Genomic DNA, 17,701 nt, shown 5'->3' on the forward strand with positions numbered 1-17,701 from the left:
TGTCCGTTCGGAAAGGCGGGGCACCGGCTATCCGGCACCCCGCAGGCGGGAGGTGATCAGTAGAGGACGTTCTTGGCTTCCGGCTGGTCGATATTCGCCTTCGTCACCACGACGGCGCCGGTATCGACGAACTTCTCGACCTTCTGCTTGTCGATCAGCTTGGAGACGGTCTTCACGCCGAGGTCACCCATCTGGAACGAGCCCTGCACCACGATGGCGTCGAGCGTGCCGTCCTTGACGAATTCCTGCAGGTCCTGGTTGCCGTCGAAGCCGATGGCGGCGATTTTGCCGGACTTGCCCGCCTGCTTGATCGCGCGGGCCATGCCGATGGCGGTCGGCTCGTTGGCGCCGAAGATGCCCTTCAGGTCGGCATTGGCGGCCAGCACGTCGGTGGTCTGGTTCAGCGCCGTCGCCATCTGCGACTGCGAGTAGAACGGGCCGACGATCTGGAGCTTGGAGTTCGCCTTCACATAGTCGACGAAGCCGCCCACGCGGCCGATCTCCGAGCCGGCGCCGGCGACATAGCTCATCACCGCGATCTTGCCCTCGGGGCCGGTCTTCTCGATCAGCGCCTTGGCGGCGAGCTCGCCGGCCTTGCGGTTATCGGTGGCGAGGAAGGACTGGTAGTACTGCTCGGCACCCTTGGCGAGCTGGGAATCGATCAGCACCACCGGGATGCGGGCTTCCCACGCCTTCTTCACCGCCGGCACCAGCGCATCGGGGTCGGAGGGGGCGAGCACGATGCCGGCGACGCCGCGGTTCACCGCGTTCTCGACCATGTTCACCTGGTCGGCGATGGCGGATTCCGAGGCCGGGCCCTGGAAGGTGAGGGTGTTCTTGCCGCCGGTCTCCTTGAGCGCGGCTTCGGCGCCCTTCTGCACGTTCTGCCAGAAGGTGGAGTTCACGGTCTTGACGATGACGGCGATCTCGCCGGCATGGGCGGCGGTCTGCGCCGTGGCGGCGGCGCCGAACAGGACCGCCGAGGCGAGCAGGGCGGAGACGAGCTTCTTCATGGTTTCCTCCAGAGACAGGCGTTCGTCGGGGACGGCGCCGGTCTTCCGGTCGCCGGGCAGTTTCGGAAGAGGCGCAGCGGTCAGCGGCGGTTGCGCAACTGGTCGATCCACACGGTGAGCAGGATGACGAGGCCGATGATGATCTGCTGCGTGAAGGCGGAGACGCCGTTCATGTTCAGCCCGTTGCGCAGGATGCCGATCACGAAGGAGCCGATGAAGGTGCCGGAGATGGTGCCGACGCCGCCGATCAGCGAGGTGCCGCCGATCACCGCCGAGGCGATGGCGTCGAGTTCGTACATCACCCCCTCGTTCGGCTGGGCGGTAACGAGGCGGCTCATCAGCACGCAGCCGGTGAGGCCGGCGAGCGAGCCGGACAGGATGTAGGTGAAGCAGGTGACGCCGGAGACGTTGACGCCGGACAGCCGCGCCGCCTCGGCATTGGAGCCGACCGCGTAGATATGGCGGCCGAGTACCGAGCGGTTGAGCATCAGCGACACCGCCAGCGCGATCACCACCATCAGCACCACCGGGTAGGGGATACCGGGGAACACCACGTTCGGGAAGCCGTCGTCGCCGATGGTGACGATGCGGAAGAGTGCGCCGTTGCCGAGCTCGCCGAAGCTCTCGCCGAGGCCGGACACCGCGCGGGCGCCGGTGATCTGCAGCGCGACGCCGCGAGCGATCAGCATCATGCCGAGGGTGGCGATGAAGGGCGGCAGCCGCATCTTCGTCACCAGCACGCCGTTGACCACGCCGCACAGCGAGCCGGTGAGGATGCCGATCATCATGGCGACCGGCACGGGCATGCCGAGTTCCTTCACCGCCAGCGCCGCGATGACGCCGGCCAGCGCCAGCACCGAGCCGACCGACAGGTCGATGCCGCCGGTGATGATCACGCAGGTGGCGCCGATGCCGAGCAGGGCGATCGAGGTCACCTGCAGGGCGATGGTCATGCCGTTATTGACGGTGAAGAAGGCGCTGCTGCTCAGCGAGAACACCACGATCAGCACCAGGAGGCTGCCGAGGGCGGCGAATTTCTGCAGCAGGTCCTTCTGCCGGTCGGACAGGCGGCCGCTCGGTTTTCCGGTCGCGGGCGGGGTGGTGACGGTCATGGTCATTCTCGGCTCCGTCAGTGGCGGCTGTCCGGCCGTCCGTAGCCGGAGGCGTAGCGCATGATCTCTTCCTGGTCGGTGCGCGCGGTTTCCAGCACGCCGGTGATGCGTCCGTGGTGGAACACGCAGACGCGGTCGGTCATGCCGAGGATCTCCGGCAGTTCCGACGAGATGAGCACGACGCCGATGCCCTCGGCGGCCAGCTCGTCCATGATCTTGTAGATGGCGAACTTGGCGCCGACATCGATGCCGCGCGTCGGCTCGTCGAAGAACAGCACCCGCGACTTGCGGAACAGCCACTTGCCGATGATGATCTTCTGCTGGTTGCCGCCGGAGAGCAGGCGCACCGGCTGCTTGATCGACGGCGTCTTGATGCTGAGCAGGTCGACATATTTCCTGGCGGCGTCCGCGTGTCTGGCGAAGTCGATCAGCCCGAAGCGGTTGGACACCTCGTCCATGTTGGCCAGCGTCATGTTGGCGTCGACCGGCATCTTCACCGCGAGGCCCTGCGCCTTGCGGTCCTCGGAGAGATAGGCGAGACCGGCGGCGATGGCGTCGCGCGGCGAGCGGATCACCAGCTGCCGGCCTTCCAGCGTCACCGTGCCGGCGTCGATGGCGTCGGCACCGAAGATGGCGCGCGCCACCTCGGTGCGTCCCGCGCCCATCAGCCCGGCGAAGCCGAGGATCTCGCCGCGCCGCAGCTCGAAGCCGACATCGGCGAAGACGCCGTTGCGGGTGAGGCCGTTCACCGCGAGGATGACGTCGTTCGTCGGCGTCGAGGTGCGCTCGGGGAATTTCTCCTCCAGCGAGCGGCCGACCATGCGGGCGACGATCTCGTCGACGGTGGTCTTGGCGAAGTCGTCGGTGGCGACGTAGCGGCCGTCGCGCAGCACCGTCACCCGGTCGACGATCTCCGCCATCTCGTCGAGGCGGTGCGAGATGTAGATGATGCCGACGCCGGCGGCCTTGAGGTCGTGGATGACCTTGAACAGCAGCCGGGTCTCCTGCTCGGTGAGCGAGGAGGTCGGCTCGTCCATGATCAGCACTTCGGCGTTGAGCGACAGCGCCTTGGCGATCTCCACCATCTGGCACTGGGCCACCGAGAGCTCGCGCACCAGCCGGTTCGGGTCGATGGCGACGCCGAGCCGGTCGAGGCAGGCCTTGGCATCGGCGCGCAGCTTGCGGCGGTCGATGAGGAAGCCGCGGCGCGGCTCGCGGGCGAGATAGATGTTCTCGGCGACGGTGAGATGCGGCACCAGGTTGAGTTCCTGGTGGATGATGGCGATGCCGACCGCCTCCGCATCGAGCGGGGAGGCGAAGCGGCGCTCCTCGCCCTTGTAGACGATACGCCCGGAGGTCGGGGCGAACACGCCGCTGATGATCTTCATCAACGTCGACTTGCCGGCGCCGTTCTCGCCGCAGACCGCGTGCACCTCGTGGCGACGCAGGTTGAAGCTGACGCCCTGCAGCGCTTTGACGCCAGGAAATTCCTTGGTGATGCTCTCCAGGGCGAGCAAGGGCTCGCCCGGCGCCACATCGTGCGGCGCCCGCAATTCGTCGCCGGCGGCCTGGCCGTACGCCATCCTGTCCTCCCTAGTCGCGTTTGCGACGCGTGCCCGCTTGCAGCAGGTCTTCTCGGCTCATCGGCCGGTTGCGTTACCTATGGTGGCATGTGCGGAACTGGTCAAGCCAATTTTGAGAGGAAGCAGCTGCCTTGACAGGATCGGTCGAGAAAGACACGAAGAGTCAACGCATTGAGGGCGTCTTGTTGCCCGAGGGCTCGGCTTCTATGGTAAGGCCAACCGAGGACGTGGCGATGAACATCATTCGAACGGCCGAGCGCCGGCTCTATCAGCAGGTGGCCGACCAGATCCGTGGGCTGATCCAGAGCGGGCACTTCGCGGCCGGCAGCCGGTTGCCGGCGGAGCGCGACCTCGCCCAGCAGCTCGGCGTGTCGCGTCCCTCGCTGCGCGAGGCGCTCATCGCGCTGGAGATCGACGGCACCGTCGAGATCCGCATGGGGTCGGGCATCTATGTGATCGGCCTTGGCGAGCGTCGGCCGCTCGCGGTGGCGGCCACCGGCGAGAGCCCCGTCGAATTGATGGAGGCCCGGGCCACGGTGGAGAGCGCGGTGGCGGCGCTGGCGGCCACGCGGATGACCTCGATCGCCCTGCAGGCGCTGCGCGCCACCCTGGACGCCATGCGCTCCGACATCGAGGAGGGACGCAGGCCGCTGGACCACGACCGGCAGTTCCACCTCGCCATCGCGGCCCAGACCGGCAACGCCGTCATCGTGCGGCTGGTGGCCGAGCTGTTCGACGAGCGCCACAGCCCGATGTCGTCGCAGTTCCGGGTGCATTTCGACACGCCCTCCAACTGGCTGTCGGCGCTCACCGAGCACGAGGCGGTCCTGGCGGCGCTGGAGGCGCGCGACGGGCCGCTCGCCGAGGCGCTGATGCGGGTGCACCTGGCCGAATCGAAGCGTCGCTGGGTGGAGAGCGAGCCGCGCTGATCGCGAAAGCGCGGCCCGCCGGCAAGGAGGCCTATCGCGCGCAGCTCAGCGCCGCGACGAGGTTGGAAAGGCGGCCGCCGAGGCGGCTCGACCCCTTGCTGTTCAGCACGCTTGCCGGCACCCGGCCGCTCTCCAGCGCATCGAGCCAGACGACATTGCCGACGCTGTTCTGCCGTGCGCCCGCGCGGGCGGCGAGCCATTGCGGATCGGCGATGATGTGCCGCAGCACGCCTTCCACCCTGGCGATGGTCGCCCGTTCGGGCTCGGGCATCGGGTCGCCGAAGCAGGTGCGGATATCGGCATAGAGCATCAGCGGCTGCGCCGCGAAGAAGTGGTAGTGCGAGGCCTTGGCGCCGCGACTCAGTTCCCGCGGCAGGATGCCGTCGGGCAGGGCGGTGGCGAGGGAGAGGCTCACCTTGGTGTTGGCCCATTGCACCAGATCGGCCTGACCGCTGAGATAGCCTGTCGTGCCCACCCCGAGCGCCGCCCACAGGACATGGTTGTTCAGCTGCCCGTGCTGGTCATGGAACTTCATCACTTGGTGGGCGATCTGGACCAGCCAGTCGAGGGCGGGGGCGGGCAGGGGCTTGCCGGCGCGCTGCAGCTTGAAGGCCGCCAGCGACAGGCTGGCGAGCGCCCAGTGCTGCTCGTAGCCGGACTGCATCGCCGAGGTCTTGTCCAGCAGCCGGCGCTGGCGAAGCTCCCGCTGGAACGCCTGGCCAAGGCAGTCGACCACCGCGCCGTCGGGAGCGGCGACGGCAGCATCGGAAGCCTGCGCCACGAAGGACAGGAAGCGCCGGACGCCGCGCACGCTGTCCTGATAATCCGACAACTCCTGGTCGAATTCCTCGGAGCCGGGCCGTGCCGCCTGGTCCGGGCGGCGCACGTCGATCACCGATGGCAGCGGCGGCGGGACGGCGCAGGAGGGCTGGTCCTGGGCGGTGGCGGGGGAGCCCAGGAAAAGCCCGGCGATGAACAGCGCGGCAAGGAAGGGAGGGGTGCGGCGAAGGCGTCGAGGTTCCAGCATGAATATCCGATCCAGAATAGCGCGGCGATAGAGCTCTATGAGGCGCGCAGCCTTGGCAGCGCAGACGTTGAGCAAAAGAGGTGGCGTAAAGTTGTCGAGATGTGAGGTATTATTTTCCGAACAAATTCGTTGCTTTTTCTATCGAGCCGGCTCCGCTTGACGGGGTGCGGAAACCTATGTTCTGGTAAGTTTCGGTAGCATAAGGCATTGCACGGAGAAGAGCGGGCGGCCGGGGCGACGCATCTGACTTCTCCTTATCCATTCTCGATGATCGGCTGGAATGGCATTCTCGCCCCTATGGGTGAGGAAGCGACAGGTATCATCCGAACGGCGGCACGAGCCGGATTCGGCGGTTGACACGGCGTTGCGCGCTTGGCGGGAAAGGCTCGGGGGCTCAAAGGTCGAAGATCGAAAAACTCTGATGATAGAGTAACATGGATTCTGGTACTGCGCTTGCACTTGTGCTTTAGGGTGTCTCAAATGACCGAGAGACTGCGAGGTTGCGGTTCCGCGCGAGTCGGATTTGGGAGACCAGACGCATGCTGAAAGCCAACGACAAGCATCGTGTGCCACATGATGCCGAGGCGGCGGGGTCGACCAAGCTCCTGAACGATATCGCGGCCAACCTTCCGCAACTGAAGCTGGAAACCATCATCGAGGTGGGCGCCAATCTCGGCACGTCCCTTTCCCGTTTTCTTCATTTGACGGAAGCGCGGGTCATCGGTTTCGACCTGTCCAAATCCAGCTTCGCGAAGATCGAGAAGAAGCAAGCGGAGGTTGCGCGCAGCCGGGTCCTGAATCTGGCCCTCGGGTCGAAGGCGGGGCAGGCGCAGCTGAACGACAAGCAGAATTCCATCCTCAGCCTGACGCCGGGCAAGGTGCCGGCCTCCGAGCTCATCGACGTGATCACCGGCGACGAGTTCTGCGCGCGCGAGAAGATCGACCGCGTGTCGCTTCTCAAGATCGGCACGGAAGGTTTCGATTTCAACGTCGTCGAAGGCTTCCGGTCGATGTGGGACAACCAGCAGATCGATATGGTCCAGGTCGGCTGTTCAATGAATATCACGAACCGGAAGTGGGTACCGTTCGCGGCCTTCTTCAATTATTTTTCGGCTCGTGATTATCATTTGTTCGGCCTATATGATATGGCGTTCGAATTGGACGGGCGCCCGACTGTCCGCCGTTGCAATCCAGTTTTCATCTCTTCATCTGTTATTATGAACAATAAAAAATCGAACAGTCTTTCTGCTGCGCAGAAATGAGGATGGAGAGGAAGTTGGGTTTCGGCCGAGTCATAGGTGTCATCTCGATCGGCAATCGACCGTGGTTTGCCTCGTGCACCGCTTCGATGGAGCGCTATGCGAGCCGCTGCAAGGCGGATCTGCGCATATTCGAGACCACGCCGTCGCGCACCGAATTCCCGTTTCCCGACCTGCCGGACAAGCCCGGCCGGCCGCACAAGTTCGAATACGCCCTCAAGCAATATATCGTCGGCAAGCTGATGGACGAGGGCTACAGCAATGTGCTGATGCTGGACGATACCTGCATCGTCTCGCCGACGGCGCCCGACCTCTTCTCGCTCGTCGAGCCCGGCCGCTGCGGCTACACCCATACCAGCCGCGAGCATGCGGAGGATTCCTTCCGGGTGATCCAGGCCGAGGCGGCGAAGAACGGCTGGAAGGACGTGCCCTACGACCCGGCGCTCTATGCCAATACCGGCGTCATGCTCTATGACGCGCTGTATTCGCCGGCCTTCCTTTCGAAGAACATCATCGATGCGGCGCCGTTGCTTTTCGCCCGCTATCCGCACCAGACGCTGTCCTATTATCTGCTTCGCAAATACGACGTCTCGATGCAGAGGATCGACAAGCGCTTCAACAACAGCACGCTCTTCCTTACCGAGCCGGGGAAGGACTGGCGCGACAGCGAACTGAGCGATTCCTTCATCTATCACGTCACCGGCTTCTGGAAGGAAGATCGGGAGGAGGTGGTGAAGGTGGTGCTGGAGAAGCTGGCGGAGAAGTTCGCCGCCGACGAGATTTCCTCCGTCTGAGCGATCTGTCGGGTCGTCGGCCGGCCGGGCCACCGCGCGGGATCGACTTTCCGGTGTAGATGCTTCGTTGCTGCGGCCGGTGTTCGCGGGCAGGACGCTTTCCGCGTGCCGGGCCGTCGGAGACGGCTGGCCGGACAGGCCCTTGCCCAGGGCAGACGGCTCCGGCTAGGTGGACGGCGAGGGCGCTTCGGCGGGGAAATGCGCGGTGATGGCCGCCCAGACATGTCCGTAATACGGGTCTTCATAGTGATAGGGGGCCGGGCCCCATTGATGTTCCGTCGCCGCCCGCCGTACGGAATCGTCGGCGCGCACCGCCACGGCTTCCGGCAGGGCGGCGCAGATGACATCGTAGAGTTCGTCGAGAAACGCGTTGTGCTCCGCCACGGTCTTGTCGTCGGAGCCGCCGCCGGTCGCCCATAGCGCCCGGTGGATCACGATCGGCATGTGGCCGACAGCCTCCTTCAGCTTCGCGGCCCAGAGCGGCGCGAGCTCCAGCGTCTCGGCACGCATGGCCAGGGGCGCGCGATACTTCCAGGGCGGCGGCAGCTTGCCCATCGCGACCTCGAAGCCCTTGGAATTCGTCAGGATCGTCTCGCCGTTGTTCCAGGTGGCGAGCCGCTCGTCGATCATGTCGACGATGCACAGATCCGCCTCCACCGTGCTGAGCTGGCGAAAGGCCGACTTGGCGATGTCGGTATCGAAGTTCCGGCGCTCGAAGCCCGACAGGTCCGAGGGATCGCCATAGGACAGCTTGCCGGGCGACTTGGCGAGGATCGAGCGCACCGTGCCGCGAGCGAGGTATTTCTTTACCTTCACCGACTCGCCGGTGGCGATGCGGATCATGTCGCGGCTGACGCAGGTCCCGAGGATGGCGACACTCTTGATGCGGGTGTCCCCGGCGGCGACGGCCTCCGTCAAGAGCCCGTTCCCAGGAAGCCCGACATGCGGCTCTGCAGCGAGGTCACGTGGCAGTTCTCCGCCACGAAATCACGGCCGGCGCGTGCGTAGTGCATGTAAAGGTCCTTGTCCGCCCAGACGCGGCGGATGGTCTCGCCGACCTCGTCCGGCTCGCAATAGATGGCGGCATCGTGGAAGGTCTCGCGGAACACCGGCGGCAGTACCGCGGGCACGCCGCGGGCCATGGCTTCCGCGACGTTGCGGCCGAATTCCTCGATATATTGCGTGTGCGGGAAGTGGACGAGGAAGTCGAGCGAATCGATGAAGTCGAGCACCGGGATGCTGTCGAACTCCAGCACTTCCCAGTTCTCCGGGATGCTGCTCAGAAGCCGCTCGGGGGTGTTGGCGCCGCCGAGCAGGCGCACCGTCACCTCGGTGTCCGCCATATAGGCGGCGGAGAGCAGCGAGGTGTCCTCCGGCCACTTCGTCCAGTGGTCGCGGGCGTGGCGGCCGATGACCGGCGGCCGGTCGGCGTCCCGCGGCGGCGGATCGCGCAGCGGCACGTTGATCGGCGGCAGCCAGTCGATATCGGTCATCCTCAGGCCGCTGTCCTGCTCGTCGAGATGGCGGCGCACCAGGGTGGAGATCGGCGCCCAGAGCGGGCGCACGCCGAACAGCCGGCGGAAATCGCGTTCGGCGATCAGCGGCTCGTAAAAGCTGTTTTGTCCGCCCAGCACCTGGTAGGGGAGCTGGTTGACCAGGATCACGCCGTTCTTGGTGACGATCCGCGGGAAGCGGTCGAGCATGTGCTTCATCACCGGCGGGTGATGCAGGATCAGCAGGTCGCACTCCGCCTCTTCCTCGCAGGTGATGATGTCGACCTGGGGAAGCTGGTTGCGGTCGCGATAGGCCGGATCGATGTCCGGCAGCAGGCGCAGGTCGCCGCGCGGCCAGTGGAACAGGCCGACGCGCAGGCCCGCCGCCACCGCGGCGTCGATATAGCCGAGGTTGCAGCCGCGCGTGCCGCCGAGCAGCGACAGATCCGAGACGAGGATCATGTCGTATTTCGGCTCCGGCCGCATGTGATAGGGCAGCAGCAGCTGCGGCGAGGCGAAGGGCTCCTTCTTGCTCGCCCGCTCGCCCGGGATGACGCCTTCCGCCTCCCATTTCCGCCGCATGTGCTCGACCTGGCGGTCATATTCGTGGCGCACGCCGAAGGTGAGGCTGAGCAGGCTGGTCTCGCCCTGCTCGGTCAGCGATTCCGGGCGCACGAGGAAGAACGACATCGGGGTGTTCGGCAGGGCGTCGACCAGCTTTTCCGGCCCGAACCGGTTGCGCAGGCGCGCCACCATCTCGGCGTCGGCATTGGCGCGCACGCCGTCCCACACGCCGACCTCCTCGAGGTCGCTGCGCCGCACCAGCAGCGAAGGATAGCTGCGGTGCACGGTTTCGAGGTTGCGGCGGCTGGGCCGGATGCCGAAGCGCAGGTCCGGCGTCACGCGGCACATCATGGTGAAGGTGGCCTTCACCTCCTCCGGGTCCCGCTCGAGGAACGGCTTCATCTGCGCCGCCAGCATCTCGGGATGGGACCAGTCGTCGCTGTCATGGACGGTGATGAACTCGCCGGTGGCGTAGCCCAGCGCGTTGTTGCGGGTGATGTAGGCGCCCTGGTTCTCGCTGTTGCGGAAGATGCGCACGCGATCGTCCAGCGCCGCGAAATGCTGCATCCGTTCCCAGGTGCCGTCCGGGCTGCAATCCTCGACGATGACCAGTTCGAGGTTGCGCCAGGTCTGGCCGAGGATCGATTCCACCGCGAGGTGGATATGTTCCTCGGCGCCATAGGCGGCCATGAGGACGCTGATCTTCGGCCCGTCGGTGATCCAGCGGTCGGTGGCGTCGCAGCGCAGGCTGTTGATGTTCAGCTCTTCCTTGTCGAGATCGACACGGAGCGTCGCAAGCCCGTCCTGCTCGAACATCGCGTTGAAGGCCGCAAGGCGCTCGGCGCTGGTCTCCTTCAGCGCGGCGGGATTGTCGAGGCCGCGCAGATAGGAGACGTTGGTTCCCATCAGCCGGTAGTCATTGTCGTCGGGCCGGGCCTTCGACGCATCCTCGATGCGCTTGGCGGCGGTCTCGAGGTCGCCGACCTGCAGCAGCGCGTTAATTTCGACCAGACGGAAGGTCTTGCGGCGGGCGAACGGCTTGGAGAGGCCGCGCACGTCGCTCAGCAGCTCGACCACCTGCCGGAAGTCGCCCTTCACCGAGAACCAGCGCGCCAGCTCCCAGCTGGCGCGCACGCGCGCTTCCGGGTGGGACAGGCGCGATTTGGCGATGCGCAGCAGGTTTTCCTGCGCGACCTGCGAATAGCCGCCCCACAGCGCACGTTCGAGATGCCCGATCTCGGCGTCGATCGCCTTGAGGTCCTTGGAGGCGATGCTCGGCGCCGGCGGGGAGGGGGGCGTGGCCGGCGCTGGCGCGGGAGCCGCCGCCGGTGCCGCGGCTGCCGGCTCCTGGGCGGCCTGCGGGGGCGCGGCCGGGGCCGCCGCGGGGGATGCCTTGGGCGCGGCGGTGAACAGCGGCAGCACGGTGGCCATGGGCGGGACGGCGGGTGCCGGCGCCCCCTCTTCCCGCAGGGTTCCGATGGCGGGCAGGGGAATGCCGTTGAACTGCGTCCCCTTCTCGAGGTCGCCTTCCTTGACGAGCGTCACCAGGCCGAGCCGGACCGCCACCTGCGGCGCGCGGATCACGAAGTCCACATGCAGCGTGTCGCTGACGCCGCCGGGAATATGACCGGAAGCGATGTCGTCATAGGCTTCCTTGAGGATCTCCTGATCCTCGGGTCGCAGCACGACCTCGAAGCCGGTCGCGTAGGCGGGGATTTCGACATTGTTGTCGACGGCGAGCACGGTCGAGACCAGCTTGCCGCCCTTGCCGCGCCGCACGATCTCGATCGCATCGACGATGCCGCCGTCGGCGCCGTCGGCGGCGCCGAGCACGAAGGCGACCGCCAGCGCGAAGCGACGATCCTCGCGGTCCACGGGGATCTCCGCCTCGATGCGGAGAAACCCGTCTTCCTGCACGCCCAGCACACGCAGGCCGGGCGCCACGATACCGCCGCCATCGCTGACCAGCGGTATCGACACGTTGCTATAGGCCGCTTTCGTGGCCCCTTGCTTGAGGACGATCGACCATCCGCCCCGTATGAACACCCGAGGCCCGGAAACCCGCACGCCATCGAGGGAGGATTCGGCCAGATTCGTCTTCATGCGCAACCTTCACTGCAGCGACACCAACCCTTCAGGCTGCCGCGGTTTCCTCTACGGCGACCTCAACCAGCGGCGGGGCGACGTAATAGAACACGGTATTGCTGTTGATGTCACGGAACTCGCTCGGCGGGATGCGCCAGCGATCGAGGTCCGAGTCGGAGAAGCGCGCCGCGAAATTGAAGCGCGGGTTGCTCTGGCGACGCATGGTGGCCAAAGCGCGGGGGAAGTCCGCCGCTCCGAACAGGCGGTTGCGATCGGCGCGGCCGAAGCGCTTGGAACGCTCGGCCTCGTCGAGCATCAGGCCGCCGCCTTCATCGGTGCGGGGACCGCGCACGGTCACCGTGAACAGATGAATGCCGTTCGGCTTCAGCAGGCTGTCGAGCTTCGACACCGCGTCCATGGGACGGCCGTTGAGGAGCTCGAGCGCGTTGTTGTGCAGGATGATGTCGTACTTGTCGTCGGAAGCCTCGATCAGCGCGTCGAGGTCGGGGTAGGATTCGCAATCGACGAAATCCACCGCGGTGCCTTCGATCGTCTTGGCGCTGTAGCCCTTGCCGTAGGTCTTGCTGAGGAAGCGGGCCGCGGCCCGATCCGGCATAATGTGAAGAACCTTCTTCTTCTTGCTTTCAAAATAACCAAGGCACTTCAGGGCAAGGATCTCAGCACGCTCTCTGGCTTTCGACTTGCACTTCTTGCACTCCTCCAGGGTGCGCCCCCGGAAGTCTGCAAATTTATCCCCTCCGCAAATCGGACAAGAGAAATCAACCACCTTCTTATCCCCATTATAAAATATAAAACGCCCAAGTGAGCAATCGCAGCATAAAGCTAACCCAGCTTCGATCCCCTTGGCAAGGCGGAAGAAAATGATTTGCGCCCTCTCTGTCAGGTTGAGCGAGAGTAGTTTCCGCAACGTGCGGCCGAATGCGCGGCGAGGGGACCCGAATCCGTGTGTGGCAAAACTGTGGCGGAAGGCGTCGGTGGCCGCCGCTTCCTTCCCGGGGAGAGTCTATTGCTCCCGGCGGGGGCGTCCGGTGTGTCCGGTTTGTTCCCGTCCGGGGGAATGTTGCTGACGTTCCGTCACCCCAAGACCCGGCGCGAGGGGCGGATGACGGGCTTAATCTTGCCGTGTTGCGACGGCTCACTGCGGCGCGTGCCATGCTGAGACTGTTGACATCGATCCCCCGCCTGCTTTTCGAGGCCGTCATCGCGCTGATCGTCGTGCTCGACGAACTGGCGCGCCCGGTCTATCGCCCGCTCATCGCGGCGGTGGCGCGGTGGCGGCTGATGCGGCGCTTCGAGGCCTGGGTGGCCGGGCATGGCCGTCTCGCCATCCTCATCCTGCTCGCCGTGCCGCTGGCGATCGTCGAGCCGATGAAGTTCCTGGCGGTGATCTGGGCGGCGCGCGGCCATTACGTCACGGGCACGCTCGCCCTGGGGCTCGCCTATCTCGCGAGCTTCGTGGTGGTGGAGCGCATCTACAGCGCCGGCAAGCCGAAGCTGATGACCTTTCCCTGGTTCGCCTGGGGCGTGGGGCTGATGCTGGCGGTGCGTGCCGTGGTGCTGGAAAGATTGCGCGCCAGCCCGCTCTGGCAGGGTGGCGCGCGGCTGGCGGCGCGGTTGCGCGCCGCCTTCGCACGTTTCAGGGCCGGCGCGGAGCGCTGAGGCCCGCGCGTCTCACCACTTGCCGGTATTGGGCATCGAGGTCCAGGGTTCCTGCGGCTCCTTGGCGCCGCCCTTCTGCAGGAGCTCGATCGAGATGTTGTCCGGCGAGCGGATGAACGCCATGTAGCCGTCGCGCGGCGGGCGGTTGATGGTGACGCCGGCGTCCATCAGCTTGCGGCAGGTGGCGTAGATATCGTCCACCTCATAGGCGAGGTGGCCGAAATTGCGGCCTTCGCCATAGGCTTCCGGGTCCCAGTTGTAGGTCAGCTCGACCTCGGCGACGCCGGCCTGGCCGGGAGCGGCAAGGAAGATGAGGGTATAGCGACCCTGCGGGACCTCCTTGCGGCGCACCTCCTCGAGGCCGAGCTTGTTGACGTAGAAGTCGAGCGAGGCATCGATATCGGTGACGCGCACCATGGTGTGCAGATATTTCATGGCTTCCTCGGCTGGAACGGCGAGTGAACGGGGCAGGTGAAAGACGCGGCCCGCATGGCCGCAGCAGGTGACAGGCGGCAGCAACATATGGTTCTCGACGACGACATCAAGTCCGCGCGGCGGGCGCTTGCCGGCCTGCTGGGCGACATGCGCGCCGGCGTCGCCTTCACCGGCGCCGGCATTTCCACCGAATGCGGCATCCCGGATTTCCGCTCGCCGGGCGGGCTGTGGACGCGCAACCGGCCGATCGACTTCGAGGCCTTCCTCTCCAGCCGGGAGATGCGCGACGAGGCGTGGCGGCGGCGTTTCGCCATGGAGGCGGCGTTCGGCGGCGCGCAGCCGGGGCGCGGCCACCGGGCGCTCGCCCGCCTCATCGCCGGCGGCCGCCTCGCCGCCGTGGTGACGCAGAACATCGACGGGCTGCACCAGGCCTCCGGCGTGCCGGAGGAGCAGCTCGTCGAGCTGCACGGCAACTCCACCTATGCCACCTGCCTCGCCTGCGGGCTGCGGCACGAGCTTTCCTGGGTCCGGGCGCGATTCGACGCGCTGGGCGGGCGGGCGCCCGATTGCCGCGCCTGCGATGGCCCGGTGAAGACCGCGACGATTTCCTTCGGCCAGGCGATGCCGGTCGAGGCGATGACGCGGGCGCGACAGTTTACACATGACTGCGATGTGTTTCTGGCCATCGGTTCGTCGCTGGTCGTGTATCCCGCGGCGGGATTCCCCTTGGAAGCCAAGAGGAACGGGGCAAGACTGGTGATCATCAATCGGGAGGCGACCGAGTTCGACGCGCTTGCCGACCTGGTGATCCACGCCGACATCGGCGACATATTGGATGAAGTCCAATAGCCACAGTCCGGCATTTTGCATCGATTGGGGTGTTTTCGTGGCGGAATCGGATGCTATGCTCGCCTCTGCTTGAATCGCGGGGCTGGTGTTGGCTGGGCGGCGGGGGCGCTGCCGCAAGCGGGGTGGGTCGATGGTATCCGACGGATCTTCGCCACGTTATGGTTCGAGCGCGCGTGGCGGGCCGGGCAGCGAACTCGATGGGGCCACGGAGGCGGATGCCGTCGTCTTCCAGGTCGCCGGCACCATCAAGTGGTTCGACGTTTCCAAGGGATATGGCTTCATCATTCCCGACCAGGGCGGCGGGGACATCCTGCTGCACGTCACCTGCCTGCGTCGCGGCGGTTTCCAGACCGCGCAGGAAGGCGCCCGGGTGGTCTGCGAGGTGGTGGCGCGCGAGCGCGGCTTCCAGGCGCTGCGGGTCATCTCCATGGACGAGACCACGGCGCTGCACCATTCCCAGTTGCCACCGGCGCGCACCCATGTGGCGGTTCAGCCCACCGGCGGCTTCGAGCGGGCGTGGGTGAAGTGGTTCAACCGCCTGCGCGGCTTCGGCTTCCTCACCCGCGGCGAGGGCACCGAGGATATCTTCGTGCACATGGAGACGCTGCGCCGCCACGGCCTGACCGAGCTGCGCCCGGGGCAGGTGGTGCTGGTGCGCTTCGGGCCGGGGCCGAAGGGGCTGATGGCGGCCGAGGTCCGTCCCGACGGTTCCTCCATGCCGTCCTCGCACTGATCGCCGAATCTCCGGGCGGAAGGCGGCCGGTCATACCGCCGCCATGTTGCGCTGGTGCCTTGCTGCGCTCCCCGCCGACCGGGAGGCGACGCGGCGTCCGCCGCTTCCTCGACGTCTCCCGTCAAGAAATTCGTCCAGTCACGAAACCCGTGCAGCGCAAGAACCTCGTCCGATGATCGCTCCGTTCCGCCTTTCCCTGCTGCCGGCCGTGCTGCTGGCGCTCGGCGCCGTCTTCCTCGTCCTTGCCCCGAAGGCCGCCCGGGCGGCCAGCTTCGAGAAGGCGACCATCGAGACCCGTAACGGCCCGGTGGTGTTCGAGGTGGAGATCGCCGTCACCGCCGATGAGCGCGCCAAGGGGCTGATGTACCGCACCGAGCTGGCGCCCAATTCCGGCATGCTGTTCGATTTCGCGGTGCCGCAGCCGGTCTATATGTGGATGAAGAACACCTATCTCCCGCTCGACATGCTGTTCATCCGCGCCGATGGGCGGATCGCGCGCATCGCCGCCGACACCACGCCGCTCTCGACCCGGACCATCGAATCCGGCGAGCCGGTGCGCGGCGTGCTGGAGCTGCCCGCGGGAACGGCCAAGGCCCGGGGCATCGCGGTCGGTGATCGCGTACGGCACCGATTCTTCGAGGCCAATTGAGCGGTTCGGACGGCAATTGAGCTGTGTCGGCGCCGGGCTATCGGTCGGCGCGGGCTGCCGAAGCGACCTGCACCGGCCTTCGCGCCGGCGCCCCCATCCGGGCATTTCCCCGCCTATCCGGCGCGGGCTTCGGCCGCGCGGGGCGGGCTCGGGCGCATGGCCCGGGGGAGTTTTCGCTCCGTCTCTTGCCATCGGCCCCCTCTCTATGCCATTGCATGCGGTGGGCACCGGATCGGTGCTCGAAAACGTTGGAACACAACGGGTTTCGGTCGGCGGGGTATAGCGCAGCCCGGTAGCGCGGAAGTTTTGGGTGGTTCGCGCCGATTATACACTAACCACCTGCAATGTCGTCCTTTTTCACTTCCTCCACGGGCCCCGGTTGGGACTTTTGTTGGGAATAATCGACGTCTAGCGCGTCACGCAGATCATCGTCGGTTACGTGGGCATAGCGGCCAGTCGTTTCGATCCTCGAATGACCCAACAGGCGCTGCACGAGCTTCAGGTTGCCGGACGCGCGCAGAAACCGGGTCGCTTTGGTGTGCCGGTGATCGTGCCATCGATAATCCTTGATGCCGGCGGCTGAGAGGGCGCGGCGCCATTCGCTCATCAAACCATTCTCGGTGATGGGATGGCGCTCGCCCCGCTTTCGGCCCTCTCTGGTCCGCTGGGCGATATATGTGAAGACCGATTCGGCATGCTTTCCCTGCAGGGGCCAGAGGATGTCGCGCATTTCCTTCGACAGAGGAATGGAATAGTCGCGCCCACCCTTCCCCTTGATGTTCACGCGCCGGTTGCCCCAATCTATGTCTGGCCATTGCATCTTCAGGCAGCCGGACAACCGTACGCCGCTCGCCAGTGCGAAAAGGGATATCGGCTGGTAGTCCGGCCTTAGCTGGCGGAACAACTTCTCCTCCTCTTCGGGCGTCAGCTCTCGGATGCGTTCGTTAGGTTCATCAAGAACATGCGAACTCCACTTAATGTTCGGTATTGGCTCTTCCCAGACATCGCGAGCCCGATAAAGGACCTTGCGGATGATCTCCGTCACCGAACGATTGACCGTTGCGGGCTTCACCAACGGCGCGTCTTTTTTGGTCTCTACGCGCTCGCCGCGTCGCCGCGCTACGAGGTCGGCGACAATCGAACCATTGATCGACACAAGCAGGGTGGAGCGCCCAATCCGTTCGCTTACCCAGTCCAGCGCGCGCTTCGTATGGCGGTCGCCGCCGCCGGCATGGAACTGCCCCACCTCAAGCCAAAAGCGATCCGCTGCGTCGCCCCAGGTCAGCTTCCCGACTGATGGTCGTTGTCCCTTACCCAATTCCGCTCGGATCTGGGTACGGATGCGGTCTTCGTGCGCTTCGGCTTTCCGCTTCGCGGTCTCGCCGGTGTTGCCCGAATAGCGACGACCCTTGAGCTGGAAGTCGTAATAGTAGGTATCGCGACCCTTCTGTTTGTAGACGGACAAGGCGCGCTCTCCCACCGCTTCCGGCGCTCGA

Annotated in this window: 16 protein-coding genes; 7 read left to right on the forward strand and 9 right to left on the reverse strand. The window is 65.9% G+C overall.

The window, feature by feature from the left end; translation table 11 throughout:
- Nucleotides 1-56 precede the first annotated feature (56 nt).
- From KHC19_RS18305 to KHC19_RS18315, 3 genes are all read right to left on the reverse strand, one after another.
- A complete protein-coding gene (locus KHC19_RS18305) occupies nt 57-1,013 on the reverse strand; it encodes an ABC transporter substrate-binding protein (RefSeq protein ID WP_213354030.1) in 957 nt (318 codons plus the stop codon).
- Between the two features lie 80 nt (nt 1,014-1,093).
- Nucleotides 1,094-2,131, reverse strand: a complete 1,038-nt coding sequence (locus KHC19_RS18310) for an ABC transporter permease (protein WP_213354032.1) — start codon at nt 2,129-2,131, stop codon at nt 1,094-1,096.
- A gap of 11 nt (nt 2,132-2,142) precedes the next feature.
- The gene (locus tag KHC19_RS18315; RefSeq protein WP_213354034.1) at nt 2,143-3,708 is read right to left on the reverse strand and encodes a sugar ABC transporter ATP-binding protein; all 1,566 of its coding nucleotides are present in this window, start codon (nt 3,706-3,708) and stop codon (nt 2,143-2,145) included.
- Nucleotides 3,709-3,941: 233 nt separating this feature from the next.
- Between KHC19_RS18315 and KHC19_RS18320 the strand changes: the two genes are divergently transcribed.
- Complete coding sequence (locus KHC19_RS18320) at nt 3,942-4,637, forward strand: FadR/GntR family transcriptional regulator (protein WP_213354036.1); 696 nt, start codon at nt 3,942-3,944, stop codon at nt 4,635-4,637.
- A 31-nt stretch (nt 4,638-4,668) separates the two neighbouring features.
- Here the strand turns inward: KHC19_RS18320 and KHC19_RS18325 are convergent, their stop codons facing one another.
- Nucleotides 4,669-5,664 (reverse strand): alginate lyase family protein, encoded by a 996-nt coding sequence (locus tag KHC19_RS18325; RefSeq protein ID WP_213354038.1) that lies wholly within the window; start codon nt 5,662-5,664, stop codon nt 4,669-4,671.
- A gap of 539 nt (nt 5,665-6,203) precedes the next feature.
- On the opposite strand from KHC19_RS18325, the gene KHC19_RS18330 reads away from it, so the two are divergent.
- Together KHC19_RS18330 and KHC19_RS18335 are read left to right on the forward strand one after the other, a co-directional pair.
- A complete protein-coding gene (locus KHC19_RS18330; protein WP_213354040.1) occupies nt 6,204-6,926 on the forward strand; it encodes an FkbM family methyltransferase in 723 nt (240 codons plus the stop codon).
- An 86-nt stretch (nt 6,927-7,012) separates the two neighbouring features.
- Nucleotides 7,013-7,717 carry a hypothetical protein gene (locus KHC19_RS18335; RefSeq protein ID WP_213354042.1) on the forward strand — a complete coding sequence of 235 codons (705 nt, stop codon included), beginning with the start codon at nt 7,013-7,015 and terminating at the stop codon, nt 7,715-7,717.
- Between the two features lie 165 nt (nt 7,718-7,882).
- On the opposite strand, the gene KHC19_RS18340 is transcribed toward KHC19_RS18335, so the two are convergent.
- Genes KHC19_RS18340 through KHC19_RS18350 form a run of 3 tightly spaced genes read right to left on the reverse strand, consistent with a single transcriptional unit; the run spans nt 7,883 to nt 12,646 of the window.
- Nucleotides 7,883-8,635, reverse strand: a complete 753-nt coding sequence (locus KHC19_RS18340; protein WP_213354044.1) for a DUF6270 domain-containing protein — start codon at nt 8,633-8,635, stop codon at nt 7,883-7,885.
- The gene (locus tag KHC19_RS18345; protein WP_213354046.1) at nt 8,632-11,877 is read right to left on the reverse strand and encodes a glycosyltransferase family A protein; all 3,246 of its coding nucleotides are present in this window, start codon (nt 11,875-11,877) and stop codon (nt 8,632-8,634) included. The genes KHC19_RS18340 and KHC19_RS18345 overlap by 4 nt, the downstream gene beginning before the upstream one ends.
- 31 nt (nt 11,878-11,908) lie before the next feature.
- Nucleotides 11,909-12,646 carry a hypothetical protein gene (locus KHC19_RS18350; RefSeq protein WP_213354048.1) on the reverse strand — a complete coding sequence of 246 codons (738 nt, stop codon included), beginning with the start codon at nt 12,644-12,646 and terminating at the stop codon, nt 11,909-11,911.
- 386 nt (nt 12,647-13,032) lie between these two features.
- On the opposite strand from KHC19_RS18350, the gene KHC19_RS18355 reads away from it, so the two are divergent.
- The gene (locus tag KHC19_RS18355; protein WP_213354050.1) at nt 13,033-13,539 is read left to right on the forward strand and encodes a hypothetical protein; all 507 of its coding nucleotides are present in this window, start codon (nt 13,033-13,035) and stop codon (nt 13,537-13,539) included.
- 12 nt (nt 13,540-13,551) lie between these two features.
- Here KHC19_RS18355 and KHC19_RS18360 read toward each other — a convergent pair whose 3' ends face one another.
- Nucleotides 13,552-13,974 (reverse strand): VOC family protein, encoded by a 423-nt coding sequence (locus KHC19_RS18360; RefSeq protein WP_213354052.1) that lies wholly within the window; start codon nt 13,972-13,974, stop codon nt 13,552-13,554.
- A gap of 87 nt (nt 13,975-14,061) precedes the next feature.
- Here KHC19_RS18360 and KHC19_RS18365 point away from each other — a divergent pair, with 87 nt between their 5' ends.
- From KHC19_RS18365 to KHC19_RS18375, 3 genes are all read left to right on the forward strand, one after another.
- Nucleotides 14,062-14,823 carry an SIR2 family NAD-dependent protein deacylase gene (locus tag KHC19_RS18365; RefSeq protein WP_213354054.1) on the forward strand — a complete coding sequence of 254 codons (762 nt, stop codon included), beginning with the start codon at nt 14,062-14,064 and terminating at the stop codon, nt 14,821-14,823.
- A gap of 130 nt (nt 14,824-14,953) precedes the next feature.
- On the forward strand, nt 14,954-15,556 hold the full coding sequence (locus KHC19_RS18370) for a cold-shock protein (RefSeq protein ID WP_213354056.1): 603 nt from the start codon (nt 14,954-14,956) through the stop codon (nt 15,554-15,556).
- A 172-nt stretch (nt 15,557-15,728) separates the two neighbouring features.
- Complete coding sequence (locus tag KHC19_RS18375) at nt 15,729-16,205, forward strand: DUF192 domain-containing protein (RefSeq protein ID WP_213354058.1); 477 nt, start codon at nt 15,729-15,731, stop codon at nt 16,203-16,205.
- Nucleotides 16,206-16,536: 331 nt separating this feature from the next.
- Here KHC19_RS18375 and KHC19_RS18380 read toward each other — a convergent pair whose 3' ends face one another.
- The gene (locus tag KHC19_RS18380; RefSeq protein ID WP_213354060.1) at nt 16,537-17,670 is read right to left on the reverse strand and encodes a tyrosine-type recombinase/integrase; all 1,134 of its coding nucleotides are present in this window, start codon (nt 17,668-17,670) and stop codon (nt 16,537-16,539) included.
- Nucleotides 17,671-17,701 lie beyond the last annotated feature (31 nt).

This window comes from Ancylobacter oerskovii, from assembly GCF_018390555.1.
Taxonomy (GTDB): Bacteria; Pseudomonadota; Alphaproteobacteria; order Rhizobiales; family Xanthobacteraceae; genus Ancylobacter; species Ancylobacter oerskovii.